This is a genomic window from Limnohabitans sp. (assembly GCF_040401495.1).
Taxonomy (GTDB): domain Bacteria; phylum Pseudomonadota; class Gammaproteobacteria; order Burkholderiales; family Burkholderiaceae_C; genus Limnohabitans.
Genome location: NZ_JBBAOI010000001.1, coordinates 234,998 through 250,490 on the forward strand (window position 1 = coordinate 234,998; position 15,493 = coordinate 250,490).

At 54.6% G+C, this 15,493-nt stretch carries 16 protein-coding genes; 13 read left to right on the plus strand and 3 right to left on the minus strand.

Annotation, left to right across the window (positions count from 1 at the left end):
- Positions 1-32 precede the first annotated feature (32 nt).
- Positions 33-845 (minus strand): cobalamin B12-binding domain-containing protein, encoded by an 813-nt coding sequence (locus AC9UEO_RS01205; protein ID WP_509528811.1) that lies wholly within the window; start codon positions 843-845, stop codon positions 33-35.
- 178 nt (positions 846-1,023) lie between these two features.
- Here AC9UEO_RS01205 and bchF point away from each other — a divergent pair, with 178 nt between their 5' ends.
- Genes bchF through AC9UEO_RS01270 form a run of 13 tightly spaced genes read left to right on the plus strand, consistent with a single transcriptional unit; the run spans position 1,024 to position 13,996 of the window.
- Positions 1,024-1,536 (plus strand): 2-vinyl bacteriochlorophyllide hydratase, encoded by a 513-nt coding sequence (gene bchF, locus AC9UEO_RS01210; RefSeq protein WP_509528813.1) that lies wholly within the window; start codon positions 1,024-1,026, stop codon positions 1,534-1,536.
- Complete coding sequence (locus AC9UEO_RS01215) at positions 1,533-2,819, plus strand: ferredoxin:protochlorophyllide reductase (ATP-dependent) subunit N (protein ID WP_509528815.1); 1,287 nt, start codon at positions 1,533-1,535, stop codon at positions 2,817-2,819. Before bchF ends, AC9UEO_RS01215 begins: the two co-directional genes overlap by 4 nt.
- A 10-nt stretch (positions 2,820-2,829) precedes the next feature.
- A complete protein-coding gene (bchB, locus tag AC9UEO_RS01220) occupies positions 2,830-4,443 on the plus strand; it encodes a ferredoxin:protochlorophyllide reductase (ATP-dependent) subunit B (protein WP_509528817.1) in 1,614 nt (537 codons plus the stop codon).
- Between the two features lie 20 nt (positions 4,444-4,463).
- Positions 4,464-5,375, plus strand: a complete 912-nt coding sequence (gene bchL / locus AC9UEO_RS01225) for a ferredoxin:protochlorophyllide reductase (ATP-dependent) iron-sulfur ATP-binding protein (protein WP_509528819.1) — start codon at positions 4,464-4,466, stop codon at positions 5,373-5,375.
- Between the two features lies 1 nt (position 5,376).
- A complete protein-coding gene (gene bchM, locus AC9UEO_RS01230; protein ID WP_509528821.1) occupies positions 5,377-6,102 on the plus strand; it encodes a magnesium protoporphyrin IX methyltransferase in 726 nt (241 codons plus the stop codon).
- Entirely contained in the window at positions 6,099-7,517 is a 1,419-nt protein-coding gene (locus tag AC9UEO_RS01235) for a BCD family MFS transporter (protein ID WP_509528823.1), read from the plus strand. Before bchM ends, AC9UEO_RS01235 begins: the two co-directional genes overlap by 4 nt.
- Positions 7,518-7,554: 37 nt before the next feature.
- Positions 7,555-8,316 (plus strand): photosynthetic reaction center subunit H, encoded by a 762-nt coding sequence (gene puhA, locus AC9UEO_RS01240; RefSeq protein WP_509528826.1) that lies wholly within the window; start codon positions 7,555-7,557, stop codon positions 8,314-8,316.
- On the plus strand, positions 8,313-8,984 hold the full coding sequence (puhB, locus tag AC9UEO_RS01245; RefSeq protein ID WP_509528828.1) for a photosynthetic complex putative assembly protein PuhB: 672 nt from the start codon (positions 8,313-8,315) through the stop codon (positions 8,982-8,984). The genes puhA and puhB overlap by 4 nt, the downstream gene beginning before the upstream one ends.
- Positions 8,981-9,457: a photosynthetic complex assembly protein PuhC gene (gene puhC, locus AC9UEO_RS01250; protein WP_509528831.1), complete on the plus strand. Its 477-nt coding sequence runs from the start codon at positions 8,981-8,983 to the stop codon at positions 9,455-9,457. Before puhB ends, puhC begins: the two co-directional genes overlap by 4 nt.
- A gap of 3 nt (positions 9,458-9,460) precedes the next feature.
- Complete coding sequence (gene acsF / locus AC9UEO_RS01255; protein ID WP_509528834.1) at positions 9,461-10,573, plus strand: magnesium-protoporphyrin IX monomethyl ester (oxidative) cyclase; 1,113 nt, start codon at positions 9,461-9,463, stop codon at positions 10,571-10,573.
- Positions 10,574-10,585: 12 nt separating this feature from the next.
- The gene (puhE, locus tag AC9UEO_RS01260; RefSeq protein ID WP_509528836.1) at positions 10,586-11,422 is read left to right on the plus strand and encodes a putative photosynthetic complex assembly protein PuhE; all 837 of its coding nucleotides are present in this window, start codon (positions 10,586-10,588) and stop codon (positions 11,420-11,422) included.
- Positions 11,419-12,954 (plus strand): phytoene desaturase family protein, encoded by a 1,536-nt coding sequence (gene crtI / locus AC9UEO_RS01265; protein WP_509528838.1) that lies wholly within the window; start codon positions 11,419-11,421, stop codon positions 12,952-12,954. Before puhE ends, crtI begins: the two co-directional genes overlap by 4 nt.
- The gene (locus tag AC9UEO_RS01270) at positions 12,935-13,996 is read left to right on the plus strand and encodes a phytoene/squalene synthase family protein (protein WP_509528841.1); all 1,062 of its coding nucleotides are present in this window, start codon (positions 12,935-12,937) and stop codon (positions 13,994-13,996) included. Before crtI ends, AC9UEO_RS01270 begins: the two co-directional genes overlap by 20 nt.
- Here the strand turns inward: AC9UEO_RS01270 and AC9UEO_RS01275 are convergent.
- Together AC9UEO_RS01275 and AC9UEO_RS01280 are read right to left on the minus strand one after the other, a co-directional pair.
- Positions 13,987-14,748, minus strand: coding sequence for an SDR family NAD(P)-dependent oxidoreductase (locus tag AC9UEO_RS01275; protein ID WP_509528844.1), 762 nt, complete (start codon positions 14,746-14,748; stop codon positions 13,987-13,989). The genes AC9UEO_RS01270 and AC9UEO_RS01275 overlap by 10 nt on opposite strands.
- 30 nt (positions 14,749-14,778) lie before the next feature.
- Entirely contained in the window at positions 14,779-15,489 is a 711-nt protein-coding gene (locus AC9UEO_RS01280) for an ABC transporter ATP-binding protein (RefSeq protein ID WP_509528847.1), read from the minus strand.
- Positions 15,490-15,493: the final 4 nt, after the last annotated feature.

A 15,493-nucleotide genomic window follows, 5' to 3' on the forward strand; every position in this document is an offset into this window, starting at 1 on the left:
CCTATTCTAAGACAGTTTGTCCAAGCTAGTTGTCACTTTAAAACAGCCAAATCCGAAGCTTTTCCCAACCACTTACGCGCCTGCTCGACACGTTGCATCGCCATCAATTGCGCCTGATCGGCGTGCAAGCACGCAAAATCAGCCCCTAGCCATTCGCACAATGGGGCGTGCTTGGCCAGCATCGGCCCACCCACCATGACCAACAAACCAGGGTTGAGTGACTTTTTTCGCAAATTGGCTATCAATTGCTTCAAGTAGCCAAATTGCTTTTCATCCGACACCGATAAACCAATCAAATCAAAATGACTTGACTGCACCATGATCACCATATCAGGCTCCCGCCAAGTGGTGCCGCCCAATATTTGCCATCCATACCGCTTGAAATATTGCGAAAGAATAAGCAGTCCAAGCGAGTGCTGCGAGTTGGGGGTGTTGACCAACAAGGCGCTGTAATTTGACAAGCCGCCACATTTGGGTCCTGACAACACAAACTCTGCGCTGAGGCTGTAGACCAATTCTTGCAGTCGGTAACTGGCTTGGGTGACGGCGATGAAGTCGATTTCGTCCTGCGCCCACCAATCGTGGAACAAACGCGCTGCCGTCGGGATGGTTTGCAAAAACAAAGCTTCCAGGCCCAGGCCTTGTCCACGCATGTTCAAGACATAAGTCTCAAGATCGTGCGCCTGCAAAGATAAACAGGCTTTGGCCAAAGCTTCACTTTGTTGCTTGTACAGACCTATATCGGCAGATTCATTAGGCGAATGGTTCAGCAAATGCGGAATCACGTGCGCTTTGATCGCCAAGCTTAATGGCTCGGTCATGGCTTGTCTTTCTTGCAGATCCATGCTGAATTTTCAGGTTCGGTGCATTCACAATTCAAAAGTTGCCTAAGTGTCATATTTTTTTGACACATCAATACTAGGGAAAACCCCGTTACTGTCAGTATTAAATAACGTCAATTTAAGTTGACACTATGCGCATAGGCATCTAAAGTTAATCGACTTTGAAAACAACTCTGTACCCATGAACGAAGCTTCTGCCACCACCGTCATCAGCGCGGGTTTGTACACACCCGAAGAACGCATTCGCCGTGACAACACCATATGGACGCCAGTCCAAGGCTTTTTGGCGGCTTTTCAGTTCATCGTGTTTGGCGTCAGTGTGTGTTTAATCACCCGCTACATGGTCACCGGACAAGGCGAAGCTTTAGCGGTTTGGTCTGTGGTTTTCAAGACTTTGGTGCTCTACACCATCATGGTCACCGGCTCCATTTGGGAAAAAGTGGTATTTGATAAGTGGCTGTTTGCCGAGTCTTTCTTTTGGGAAGATGTTTTCAGCTTCTTGGTACTGGGTTTGCACACCGCCTACCTGTGGGCACTTTTCACGGGCAGCATGTCCACCCACGACCAACTATGGTTGGCTTTGGCTGCCTATGCCGCTTACGCCATCAATGCAGGACAGTTTCTTTGGAAGCTCAAAGCTGCCCGCATCCAAGAACGCGCCACCTTGGCTTTGCAAAAGGAGTTGTCCGCATGAATGCCGTCATCCCCATTCGCAATGACGCCGCAGGTTGCTCCGAACCCACGGTACGCACAGAAAAAGGCCAGCGCGAGGTGTTTTGCGGCCTGACTGGCATCATTTGGTTGCACCGAAAAATCCAAGACGCCTTCTTTTTGGTGGTGGGTTCACGCACCTGCGCCCACCTCATACAGTCAGCTGCAGGCGTGATGATTTTTGCCGAGCCGCGCTTTGGCACCGCCATCATCGACGAGCGCGATTTGGCCGGCTTGGCCGACTGCAACGACGAGCTCGACAAAGTGGTCGACAAACTGCTCAACCGTCGCCCCGACATTCGAACCTTGTTCTTGGTGGGCTCTTGCCCCTCCGAGGTCATCAAACTCGATTTGTCCCGCGCCGCCGAGCGTTTGAGCCGTGTGCACAACCCCATGGTGCGAGTACTGAACTATTCCGGTAGCGGTATTGAAACCACCTTCACCCAAGGCGAGGATGCTTGCTTAAACGCCTTGGTACCTGTGCTTCCCACATTGCCATCTGGCAGTAGCAAACGCCTGCTGGTGGTGGGCACATTGGCCGATGTGGTCGAAGACCAAATGCGTCGTTTGCTGGCAGACATGGGCATCACAGCGGTGGATTTTTTTCCACCCCGCAATAGCACCGAACTGCCCTCGATTGGGTCTGACACCCTCTACCTGTTAGCGCAACCTTTTTTAGCTGACACCGCCTTGACGCTTGAGTCGCGTGGCGCAAAACGGCTCGCTGCGCCCTTCCCTTTAGGCGCCGAGGGCACCACAGCGTGGTTACAAGCCGCCGCCTCAGCTTGGGGTGTGCCCAGCGCCGAGTTCGAAGCCGTTACCCGCGCACCCCGCCAACGCGCCGAGGCAGCGTTGGTTCGCCAAAAATTGCATTTGGAAGGCAAGAAAATCTTCTTCTTCCCCGACTCTCAGTTGGAAATTCCGCTTGCACGTTTTCTCAGCCGCGAGTTGGGCATGGTGCTTGACGAAATCGGCACGCCCTACTTGCATCGCAAGCTCATGGCCGAGGAATTGGCTTTGTTGCCAGCAGGCTCTCACATCACCGAAGGTCAGCACGTTGAGAATCAACTCGACCGCTGTCACGCTGCCGCCCCCGACATCGTGGTGTGTGGTCTGGGCTTGGCCAACCCCCTCGAAGCACAAGGCCTGACCACCAAGTGGGCCATTGAATTGGTTTTCACCCCTATCCAAGGCTATGAGCAAGCAGCTGATTTGGCGGAATTGTTCAGTCGCCCTTTGCGTCGTCGCATCAAATTGGCTGCATAAGGCACACACCATGCAACTCACACTCTGGACATACGAAGGCCCTCCTCACATTGGTGCAATGCGAGTGGCTACCGCCATGACCGATGTGCATTACGTGTTGCATGCACCGCAAGGCGACACTTATGCCGACTTGCTGTTCACCATGATCGAGCGCTTGCCCCGCCGCCCGCCCGTCACTTACACCACCTTCCAAGCCCGCGACTTAGGCGGCGACACCGCAGAACTGTTCAAAACCGCTGCGCGTGAGGCCAATGAGCGTTTCAAACCCAATGCCATGCTGGTGGGCGCTTCCTGCACTGCCGAGTTGATACAAGACGATCCTGGTGGATTGGCTTTGGCGCTGAACTTGCCCATTCCTGTGGTGCCCTTAGATCTACCCGCCTACCAACGCAAGGAAAACTGGGGTGCCTCAGAAACTTTTTACCATTTGGTACGCGCTTTGGTGCCCACGGGCAACCAACGCTCGCCCTTGGCAGGGCGCACCGCAAGTTGCAATGTCTTGGGTCCTACCGCTTTGGGTTTTCGCCACCGCGACGATGTGAAAGAAATATGCGCCCTGCTGCAAGAGTTGGGCATTCAAGTGAATGTGGTGGCACCGCTGAACGCCAGCGTCGCTGATGTGCGCCGCTTGGCTGAGGCTGATTTCAACGTGGTGCTTTACCCTGAACTGGGTCGTACCACCGCCCAATGGTTGCAGCGCAACTGCGAACAACCCTTCACGCAAGCCATTCCCTATGGTGTCAATGGCACTTTGGATTTCATCCAAGAAGTACGCACGCTCGCAGGCTTGGTTGACAGTGGCAAAACCTTGGCTGATTACAGCCAAGACTCTCGCGCCAAGTGGTATGCCAAATCGGTCGATTCCACCTACCTTACAGGCAAACGGGTGTTTGTGTTTGGGGACGCCACCCACGCCATCGCTGCCGCACGGGTGGCGCACCAAGAGATGGGTTTCGAAGTGGTTGGCTTGGGCACCTATAGCCGTGAATTCGCTCGTGAGGTACGTGACGCAGCCAAGCTCTATGGCATTGAAGCCTTGATCACCGACGACTATTTGGAAGTCGAAGACGCGGTCAAAGCCATGCACCCCGAGTTGCTCTTGGGAACCCAAATGGAGCGTCACATTGCCAAGCGCTTGGGCGTGCCTTGCGCGGTCATTTCTGCGCCCATGCATGTGCAAGATTTTCCTGCCCGCTACGCGCCTCAAATGGGTTTTGAAGGCGCCAATGTGTTGTTTGACACTTGGGTACACCCACTCATGATGGGTTTGGAAGAGCACCTCTTGGGCATGTTCCGCGAAGACTTTGAGTTCCATGATGGCGCGGCACCCTCGCACCTCGGTTCGGGCCATGGCACGCCTGCCAAGTCAGCAGTGCCCGTCATTGCAAGCACAAGCGGGGGTCCAGACTCTATCGAATTGCCCTCGCCCACCAGTGTGGGCGCAGAAACTGTTGCCAGCAACGAAAGCAGTTGGGCGCCCGAAGCCGAAAAAGAGCTGAAAAAAATCCCGTTTTTTGTTCGCGGTAAAGCGCGTCGAAATACCGAAACTTTTGCCCGTGAACGCGGTGTTTCGCGCATCACGGTGGAAACCATGTACGAAGCCAAGGCTCATTTCAGCCGCTGAAGTCACACAGGAGCAACTCCATGATCGAAACCACAGCCATCCCCGTCAGCCAAATCAAGCGCGGCGGACGCCCCGACGGCGAGGGCAGCGTGCAAGTGCAGCTCGACCCCAGCGTCAAGATCGGCAATGCCAAAGTGTTTGCCATTTACGGCAAAGGCGGCATTGGCAAAAGCACCACCTCTTCCAACCTCTCGGCCGCTTTTTCCAGACTGGGCAAGCGGGTGCTGCAAATCGGTTGTGACCCCAAGCACGACAGCACTTTCACGCTCACCAAGAAAATGCTGCCCACGGTGATTGATGTGCTTGAAACCGTGGACTTTCATGCCGAAGAGCTGCGCGTAGAAGACTTTGTGTTTGAAGGCTACAACGGCGTGATGTGCGTCGAGGCTGGTGGCCCGCCTGCAGGCACTGGCTGCGGCGGCTATGTGGTGGGGCAAACCGTCAAGCTCTTGAAAGAGCACCATTTACTGGAAGACACCGATGTGGTCATCTTCGATGTGCTGGGCGATGTGGTGTGCGGTGGTTTTGCCGCCCCCTTGCAACACGCCGACCGCGCCTTGATCGTCACCGCCAACGACTTTGACTCCATCTTCGCCATGAACCGCATCGTGCAAGCCATTGGTGCCAAGTCCAAAAACTACAACGTGCGTTTGGGCGGCGTGATCGTCAACCGCAGCGACGCCACCGATCAAGTGGATAAGTTCAACGCGGTCACTGGTTTGAAGAACATGGCGCATTTCCCCATGCTCGACGAAATCCGCAAAAGCCGTTTGCAGAAATGCACCATGTTTGAATTGGAAGCCACGCCCGCCATCAAAGCCGTTCAAGACGAGTACATGCGCTTGGCTGCAGCCCTGTGGGCCGGCTCCGACCCGCTGCCCTCGATACCAATGAAAGACCGCGATATTTTTGATTTGTTGGGATTTGACTGACATGAACCAAGCCAGTTACGTCGAGCGCCGTGGCGAAATAGAACACTATTTCGACCGCACAGCCGCCAAGGCTTGGGAGGTGCTGACCTCCAATGCGCCGGTGGGGCGCATCCGCGCCACCGTGCGCAAGGGCCGCGACCAGATGCGCCACACCTTGCTGTCGTGGCTGCCTGAGGATATGCGCGGCCTGCGCTTGCTCGACGCGGGTTGCGGCACGGGCGCCTTGGCCCAAGAGGCCATGCGCCGTGGCGCACAGGTGCTGGCCATCGACCTCTCGCCCACCTTGGTCAACTTGGCGCGTGAGCGCCATGCCCAAGACCTGCTCACCGACCCCACGCTCAGCGCCAAAGGCGGCAGCATCACCTTCTTGGCTGGCGACATGCTCTCGGCTGAGCACGGCGACTTCGACCATGTGGTGTGCATGGATTCACTCATCCACTACGACACCCAAACCATTGCCAACGCCGTAGAGGCCTTGACAAAGCGCACCCGCTGTTCGGTGCTGTTCACCTTTGCGCCGCACTCGCCGCTGTTGGCCGTGGCGCACGCCATGGGCCGCTTGTTCCCCCGCTCTGACCGCTCGCCGCAATTGGCCCCCATCCGCAAAACCACTTTGCATGTGTACATCGAGCACGCGGTGCGTGCGCACGACTGGCGTCCGGCCCAGATGCAACGTGTCTCCAGCGGTTTTTACACCTCGCAAGCTTGGGAGTGGACACGCACATGAAGTTGCAATTTCGTCCCCCCGCATGGATGCAATCCATCATGATGCAGTACGTGCCCTTCGCCGATGCTGCCTCGCCTGAACTGCCGCTGGGGCGTATGTTCCGTTTGGCCATGTTCCAGCTCTCCATTGGCATGACCATGGCGCTGTTGGTTGGCACCTTGAACCGCGTGATGATCGTGGAGTTAGAAATTCCAGCTGCATGGGTGGCTATGTCGGTAGCCCTGCCCTTGGTGTTTGCACCGCTGCGCGCCCTGATCGGCTATAGAAGTGACACCCATCCTTCCTCCTTGGGCTTGCGCCGTATTCCTTATATGTGGATGGGCAGTTTGCTGATGTTTGGTGGTTTAGCGGTTATGCCATTTGCACTGATGAATCTCAGCGAACCCCGCGAAGGCTATGAATTGGTAGGCCGCTTGGGCGCGATCTTGTCGTTCATGGTCGTGGGTGCAGGCATGCAAATTACCCAGACTGCTGGTTTAGCACTTGCAACCGACGTTGCCCCTGAAGACAAGCGTCCCCGCGTAGTGGCTTTGCTCTACGCCATGCTCTTGGTTGGCTTGATTATTGGCAGCACCTTGCTGAGTGTTTTGCTGGTCAATTTTTCGCCAGTGCGTTTGATTCAAGTGGTGCAAGCTTGTGCAGCGCTTGTTATTTTCATCAACCTCATTTCGCTTTGGAAACAAGAAGCGCGTGGCGCCAAGCGCGGCGCTCGCCAACCCGATGGTTTTTCACACAATTGGAAAGCCTTTATTGCTGTGCCCCATATGAAGCGTTTTTTATGGACCGTGGGTTTGGGTTCAGCGGCATTCAGCATGCAAGACATCGTGCTTGAACCCTATGGCGGACAAGTCTTGGGCTTGAATGTGGGTATGACAAGTGGACTGACTGCTTTGAGTGCGGGCGGTGCATTGCTGGCTTTTGCCATGTCATCGCGGTTTTTGCGCAGCATAGATGCAGTACGGCTTTCGGCCATAGGCGCTTTGCTGGGTTTACCCGCCTTTGCTTGCGTGATTTTTTCTGCCCCCTTGGGCTCTGCGCTGATGTTTCAAGCAGGCGCCGCCTTGATTGGCTTTGGCGGTGGCTTGTTCTCTGTGGGCATGTTGCTGACCGCCATGGAGATGACACAGTCAGAACAGGCGGGTATGGTGCTGGGCGCTTGGGGTGCAGTCCAAGCGACTGCCTCGGGCGTGGCCATGGCTTTGGGCGGCGTTTTGCGCGATGTGGTCGGTCAGATGGCCACGCAAGGCCGACTAGGCGAGGTTCTCGTCTCCGATGTCACCGGCTACAACTTTGTTTTTCAGACCGAGATGGTCATGATGTTTGTGGTGTTGGTTGCTTTAGGGCCCTTGGTCAGCCGTCGGCCGACTTTGGCCCCAAGGTCAAGAGGCTTAGGGCTGGCAGAACTGCCAGGTTGAATGATTTTTTGTCAGGCGCACTTCAAGGAGACATGTCATGGAAACAGGTGCTATTACCCAGTATGTTGATGTTGCACAAATCGTGCTCTACATGTTTTGGGCTTTTTTTGCGGGTTTGATTTATTACCTCTTGCGTGAAAACCACCGCGAGGGTTACCCCATGGACAATGGCCGCACCGAAGGTGGTCCTGTTCAGGTGGGCTGGCCCGTACCCGAGCCCAAAGTCTTCAAGTTAGCCGATGGCCGTGAAGTGTTGGCCCCTGACGTCAACCGTGTTGACGGAACTTACTCGGCCCAACCCACGCATCGTTTTTTAGGCGCACCCCTAGAGCCCGTGGGCGACCCCTTGTTGGCTGGCGTGGGCCCAGGCGCTTGGGCGGCCCGTGCGGATGAACCCGACCTCTACCATGGCAACCATATCAAGATCGTGCCCTTGCGCATTGCCGCTGACCACGGCGTCATGTCCCCCGACGTCGATCCACGCGGCTTGCCCGTCTATGGCGCTGACAAGCAACTGGCTGGCACTGTTAAAGACCTTTGGATTGACCGCGCTGAAATGATGTTCCGCTATTTGGAGGTCCATTTGAAGAGTGGTGGTACCGTGCTCTTGCCCATGACCTTTTCTCGCATCAAGTCCAGCGGCGTGTTCGTGGGTGCCATCTTGGCCGCGCAGTTTGCCAATGTTCCCCAAACGAAAAGTATGGAACAAATCACCTTGCTAGAGGAAGAAAAAATCACTGCTTATTACGGTGCGGGCACTTTGTACGCCACGCCCGAACGTCAGGAGCCACTGTTTTGAACGTCAATCCTCATCACGAACACGAGTTTGAGGCCGCCCCTGGGTTGCCTGAGCCTTTGCCTGCTGGTGAACGTCTTTTATGGCAAGGCGCACCCCAATGGCGACTGGTAGCGGTGCATGTTTTTCATGTACGTACCTTGGCTTGGTATTTCGCTGCCATGATGCTTCTTCAAGCCACTTACCTCTTAGGTGAGCCCGAAAGCAATATGTTCAAACCTCTGCTGCTGAGCTTTTTGCTGAGTGTTATGTCTTTGGGCATTCTCAGCCTGATGGCTTGGCTTACAGCGCGCACGGCTTTGTACACCCTCACCTCCAAAAGAGTTGTGATGCGCATTGGCGTTGTGCTCACGCTCACTTTCAATTTGCCTTTGCGCATGTTGGCGGCAGCCTCGCTCAAACCCAACGCGGACGGTACAGGCGACATCGCCTTCAAACTGGCAGGCAATGACCATATCGCTTGGCTCAACCTGTGGCCGCATGCCCGTCCTTGGGTACTGCGACACCCCGAACCCAGTTTGCGCTGTATTGCTGATGTAGCCCGCGTAGGTGAACTCGTTATGAAAGCTTGGCAGGACGTTAATCCGCATGTGCCAGTCATGTTGGGCGATATCGTTCCCCCTTCCGTGCAACACATGCCTGTACCCACTTCTTCTGAAATTGCCGCATGAACACCACCCTTGCCAACAACGGATTGCCTGGTCGCCACGCCCTGACAGGCTGGATATTTGTCGGCTTTTTATCCAGCGTTTTTTTGGTTATCGCTTTATTGCGTGGCCAAGGCATGGAAATTCCGCAAGACCACGGTCCCATCAGTTGGCAGCGAACACTGCGCTTTGAAGACCGTCCTAACGGCGATGTTGCCGTCATGGATGGCCTGTCCACCGTGGAAATCACCCGCTATGTGGGCGAACAGGGTTTTGTGCGCGGCATCTTGCGCACCTTGTCCCGCGAACGTATGCGCCGCGGCATAGGTTCTGGCCCGGCCTTCGAGCTGATAGGTCATACCGATGGACGCTTGACGCTGCTTGACCCTGCAACCGGACAACGCATCAACCTTGAATCTTTTGGTCCGACCAATATGTCGTCTTTTGCCATGTTGCAGCCCGCCCCAAACCCCGTGACCACAGCCTCTCAGGAGTAAACCATGACCACCACCGCTTCCTTGGAATTCGACCATGTAGAACTGCTCATCGGCAGTGTGGAGAGTGCCGCCGACGCCAACGCCAAGGCGGTTCGCAACACGGTGCTGAGCCCGCGCTTTTACACCACCGACTTCGCTGCCATGGACCGCTTAAACATCGAGTCTGTACGCACAGAGTGGGACGCCATGATGAAAGAGTACGAGGGCGACAACAACCACGACCACTTCCAACGGGACGCGCAATTTGCCGAGGAAGTCAAAACCCTGATGCCACAGCTCTCGCCCGAGATGCGCCAAGAGTTTTTGGACTTTCTAATCAGTTCCCTCACTTCAGAATTTTCTGGCTGCATTTTGTACAACGAGATTCGCAAAAACATTGACAACCCTGACATCAAACAATTGATGACCTACATGGCGCGTGACGAGTCTCGCCATGCTGGTTTTATTAACCAGTCCTTGAAAGACTTTGATTTGGGCATCGATTTAGGTCAACTCAAACGCACCAAGGCCTACACGTTCTTCAAGCCCAAATACATTTTTTACGCTACCTATTTGTCCGAGAAAATTGGCTATGCCCGCTACATCACCATCTTTCGCCAACTCGAGCAGCATCCAGACAAGCGTTTTCACCCCATCTTTCGCTGGTTTGAACGCTGGTGTAATGATGAGTTCCGACATGGCGAATCTTTTGCATTGATCATGCGTTCCCAACCCCACTTACTGCGTGGAGGTAATTTGCTGTGGATTCGGTTCTTCATTTTGGCGGTATACGCCACCATGTACGTGCGCGACCATACCCGCCCCCTGCTGCATGAAGCTATGGGCTTCAAATCCACCGAATACGACTACGAGGTGTTTCGCATCACTTCGGAAATTGCGCGTCAAGTCTTCCCTGTAGAACTCGATATCGATCACCCCAGCTTCAGAGCCGGCATGAGCCGCTTGGTCGAGTTGTCCATTGCCAATGCCAAGGCCAAAGAGCGTGGCGGTGTCATGGGCTTGATCGGTCAAGCCAGCAGCGCTTTGGGTGCAGTGTGGACCTTTGCGCGACTTTATTTCCTGCCGGTCAAGCGCCATAGCTTGCCCGCCCAAATTCGGGTTCAACCGGCTTGGTAAAGCGACCCGCGCATGTCTGACTTCTTTTCGTCCATTCTGGGAGCAACCTTGTTCTCGGTGTTCAGCTGGTGGTTGGGCACGGGAGCGATTTTGTGGCTGGTGCGCCTGCCTTCAGCAAGTTTTCGCTGGAGCATGTTTGGACTGAGTTTTTTGCTGGGCTTGAGCTTGTGGACTGCCTCCATCAGCATGCGTTCGCACACGGTTTTGAATGCCTACATTGGTTTTGTGAGCGTCATCGCCATGTGGAGTTGGCATGAAATGGCTTTTCTCACCGGCTGGCTCACCGGCCCAAGGCGAGTGGTGTTAGGTACAGGTTTGAATTTGCGACAACGCTTTGTGCAATCTGCTCAAGTCTTGCTGCACCACGAACTGGCTTTGTTATTCAATTTTGGTTTGTTGGTGGCTATGCAGCAAGGTTACCCCAATCACATGGCTTTGTGCACTTTTGCGCTGCTATGGTGTATGCGTTTGAGCGCCAAGTTGAATTTATTTTTTGGTGTGCCTTTTGTTGGTGAGCAATATTTACCCTTGCATTTGCGCTATATAGGCAGTTATTTCAAGCAAGCGCCCATCACTTGGTGTTTTTACCTCACCATGGGTGTGTCGTGTGTGACCTGGGGCTGGATGGTATGGGAAGTGCAAAGCGGTTTGGTCTTGGTCAATGCCGCATGGGTCTTGTTATCTTCTTTGCTGGGATTGGCCATCATTGAGCATTTGTTGATGGTGTTTGCCTTGCCCTTGCAAAGACTGTGGGGCTGGGCCATGGTGCGCAGCCCTTACCGCAGAGAAAGCTCTGCTGCTGAATTACCGGTGCCGGTGGTACTTCCCAGTCGAGGAGATCCAGCATGAACGCTTTTAAAGCGACGGACGAGCGAGGCAACTTCAAAATTCCACAGCAACCTCGCCGCGCCATCATCATCGGCACCGGCTTTGGTGGCTTGGCTGCTGCGATTCGCTTAAGCGTCAAGGGCTACCAAGTTCAAATTTTCGAAAAGCTGGACATGGCGGGTGGGCGGGCTTATGTTCACAAGCAAGACGGCTTCACTTTTGATGCTGGTCCCACCATCATCACACTGCCCTATTTAATAGAAGAGTTGTTCACGCTGTGCGGCAAAGAGATGAAAGACCATGTCGATCTGCGTTTAATGTCGCCTTTCTACCGTATTCGTTTCGATGACGGAACACACTTCGACTACAGCAATGACGAGCAAGCCATGTTGGCTGAAGTTGCCAAGTTCAGTCCAGAGGACGTGCAAGGTTTTCAAAACCTCATGAAAGCTTCTGAGCAGTGCTTCGAACTGGGTTTTCAAGAGATGGGCATGATCGCCTTTGACTCGGTAGCCAAAGTGGTCAAAGCCATGCCAAACTTGGTTCGCATGAAAGCATGGCGCTCCATTCACAGCATGGTGGCGCAATACATCAAGCACCCCAAGTTGCGCATCGTGATGAGTTTTCATCCCTTGTTGATCGGTGGCAACCCGTTTTCAGTCACCTGCGTTTATTCGCTGATCCATATTTTGGAAAACCGCTGGGGTGTGCATTCCGCTATGGGTGGCACAGGAGCCATCGTGCAGGCCTTAGTCAATTTGATTCAAGCCCGCAACATCCCCATTCGCTACAACGCCCCCGTGACGCGTATACGTGTTGAAGATGGCACTGCGGTGGGCGTTGAATTGGCAAGCGGCGAGTTCATTGCATCTGATATCGTGGTCAGCAATGCAGATGCTGCTTGGACTTACAGACACTTGGTTGAACCGCAGCACAGAAAACGTTGGACCAACCAACGCATTGCCAAGGGCCAGTACTCCTCAGGTTTGTTTGTTTGGTACTTTGGCACGAACCGAAAGTATGACGATGTGCCTCACCACATGATGGTGCTGGGTCCTCGTTACAAAGAACTGTTACAAGACATTTTCAAAAACCACAAGCTAGCCAAAGACTTCAGCTTGTACCTCTACCGCCCAACCGCCACCGACCCTTCTTTGGCGCCTGAAGGTTGCGACAGTTTTTATGCCTTGTCGGTGGTACCAAACTTAAGCAGCGGCACCGATTGGCCCGCCATCACCGAGCAGTACCGTGACGCCATCGCCACGGTGTTACAGGACGCGGTGTTGCCCAACTTGAAGCAGCATGTGGTTAGTTCCAAAGTCACCACGCCCCAAGACTTTCAAGACCGCTTGTGGTCTTACCAAGGTGCGGGATTTGGCTTGGAGCCTGTGCTCACGCAAAGCGCGTGGTTCAGACCGCACACCCGCAGCGAAGATGTGACAAATTTGTTCATGGTGGGCGCCAGTAGCCAACCCGGTGCAGGTGTCCCCAGCGTATTGATGTCAGCCAAATTATTAGAAGAGGTGGTTCCCCATGCCTTTGCCGTTCACTGACCAAGCTGACGACGATTTAGACGCTTGCGTCGAAATGATGCGGGGTGGTTCTAAAACTTTTTTTGCTGCCAGCCGATTTTTGCCTCCTCGTGTTCGATCTGCCTCTATCGCTTTATATGCGTTTTGTCGTGTAGCCGACGACATGGTCGACCAAGGGGGCGTGATAGAAGACAGCCTGCGTGTCTTGCATCACCGACTCGACTTGATGTACGCGGGAACGCCCATGGACACGGTGCAAGACCGCGCTTTGAGCATCGTGGTGCATCGCCATGCATTGCCGCGCCATTTGCTTGACGCCTTGCTCGATGGTTTTGCCTGGGACGGGCATGGGCGTCAATACGAATCCATGGAAGACCTGCATGGCTATGCCGCTCGTGTGGCGGGAAGTGTGGGCGCCATGATGTGTTGGATCATGGGACCCCAACAGGCCTCCACCTTGGCACGGGCTTGTGAGCTTGGCGTGGCTATGCAGTTGACCAATATTGCCCGCGATGTGGGTGAGGATGCCCGCAACAAGCGTGTTTATTTGCCTTTGGAATGGCTGCGCGAAGAGGGCTTGGACCCCGCCGCTTGGTTGTTGCGCCCTGAATGTACCCCCGCCGTACAACGCGTTATCAGCCGAGTCCTTGATGAAGCCGATAGGCTTTACAAACGGTCCATGGCAGGTATTGCGGAGTTACCGCGTGACTGTCGCTCAGCCATCTTGGCTGCAGGCTTGATTTACGGCGAAATCGGCAACGAGTTGCGTCGCTTAGACTTGGACTCTGTCAACCACCGCGCAGTGGTCAGCGGTTTTCGCAAAGCGGTTTTGCTGACACAAGCTCGCCTACAAGCGGGCTGGATATTTACCCAGCGCAACCCGCCACAGCCTTTGGCTGGTATTGCGTACTTGGTCGAGCAGTGCCAAGAAACCGCTTCAGCTCGCTTGGCTTTAACGGGTTTTCCCAACCGCGCCATGCCCCAGCGCATCGAATGGATGCTGGCCCTGTTTGAGAACCTAGAGCACAGCCGGTTGGAAAAAAACCAAAAAACTTATAACTGAACGCCTTTGGTCAAGGCGCCATCGACCACCAAATTGGTGCCGGTGATAAAGCTGGCCACGGGACTGGCCAAAAACACCACTGCGTTGGCCATTTCTTGCGGCGTGCCCATACGCCCTGTGGGGTTCATGCCCAAAGCCACTTTGAAGAAATCGGGGTTGCCGCTTTCAATTTGGCTCCACACACCGCCTGGGAAATAGGTGTTGCCAGGCGAGACGCTGTTGGCACGAATGCCCTTGCCTGCCAAGTGGTAAGCCAAACCTTGGGTGTAGTGCACCAAGGCTGCTTTGAATGCGCCATAGGGACCAGACGCGAAGTCAATCTCACGGCCTGACACGCTAGAGATGGTGACGATAGCGGGGTGTTTGCTTTTCTCAAGGAAAGGCATGGCGCTGTCGACCAATCGAACACTGCCCATCAGGTCAACTTCAAACCCTTTTTTCCAACTCTCTTCGTCTGCTGCAATGGCCAATGCGCTGACATTGGCGACCACGATATCAATACCACCCAAATCTGCAGCAGACTTGGCCACCCATGCTTTGAGGCTGTCAGCGTTGCCCACATCCGCCACCGAACCAATCACTTTGCTGCCAGAAGCAGACATGGCTTTGGCCGCATCTGCCACTTCAGAGGCGTTACGGGCACAAAAGGCAACACTTGCACCCTCTTTGGCCAATGTTTCGGCAATTGCACGACCAATGCCTTTGGTGCCGCCTGTCACGAGTGCGCGCAAGCCTTTGAGTTGCATGTCCATGTCTGTCTCCTTGGGTGGGTTTGAATTTTTTCAGTGGTTACTGGATACGCCGGTGTACTCGCTGACGATATCAAGATCGTTCAAATGTTCACGCGGAATTTCACCTGTGATTTGCCCGCGCTTGATGACCATTACACGCTCTGACACAGAAGCAATGAAATCTAAATTTTGCTCGACCAACACAATGGTGAGCGAACGCTGTTGCCGCAACGATGTCAAGGTTTCAGCAATTTCTTCAATGATGGAGGGCTGAATGCCTTCGGTGGGTTCATCAAGCAATAACAGCTGTGGGTCGCCAGCCAAGGCGCGTGCCAAGGCCAAGAGTTGTTGCTCGCCGCCCGACAAAGAACCGCCCATGCGGTCAAGCAAAGGCTTTAAGCGAGGGAAGTTGTCTAGCAAGGTGTCAAGGTCTTGGGCAGAAGCCCTTCCACGCTTGACCCAGCCCATGCGCAAGTTGTCGGTGACCGACAAATTGGGAAAGATTTCTCGCCCTTGAGGCACATAAGCCATGCCCACTTTGGCGCGTTGGTTGGGCGCCATGCGGCTGACATCTGTGCCATTGAAATGGATGCTGCCTTGGGTCGGCAACAGCGCACCGATGATGCTGCGCAACAGTGTGGTCTTGCCCATGCCGTTGTGTCCCAAGATGCCCACGGCTTCGCCTTGGGTGATGTGCAAGTCAATACCATGCAGCACCGGAATGCTGCCATAGCCTGCGTGGAGCTTTTGAATGTCGAGCATGCAG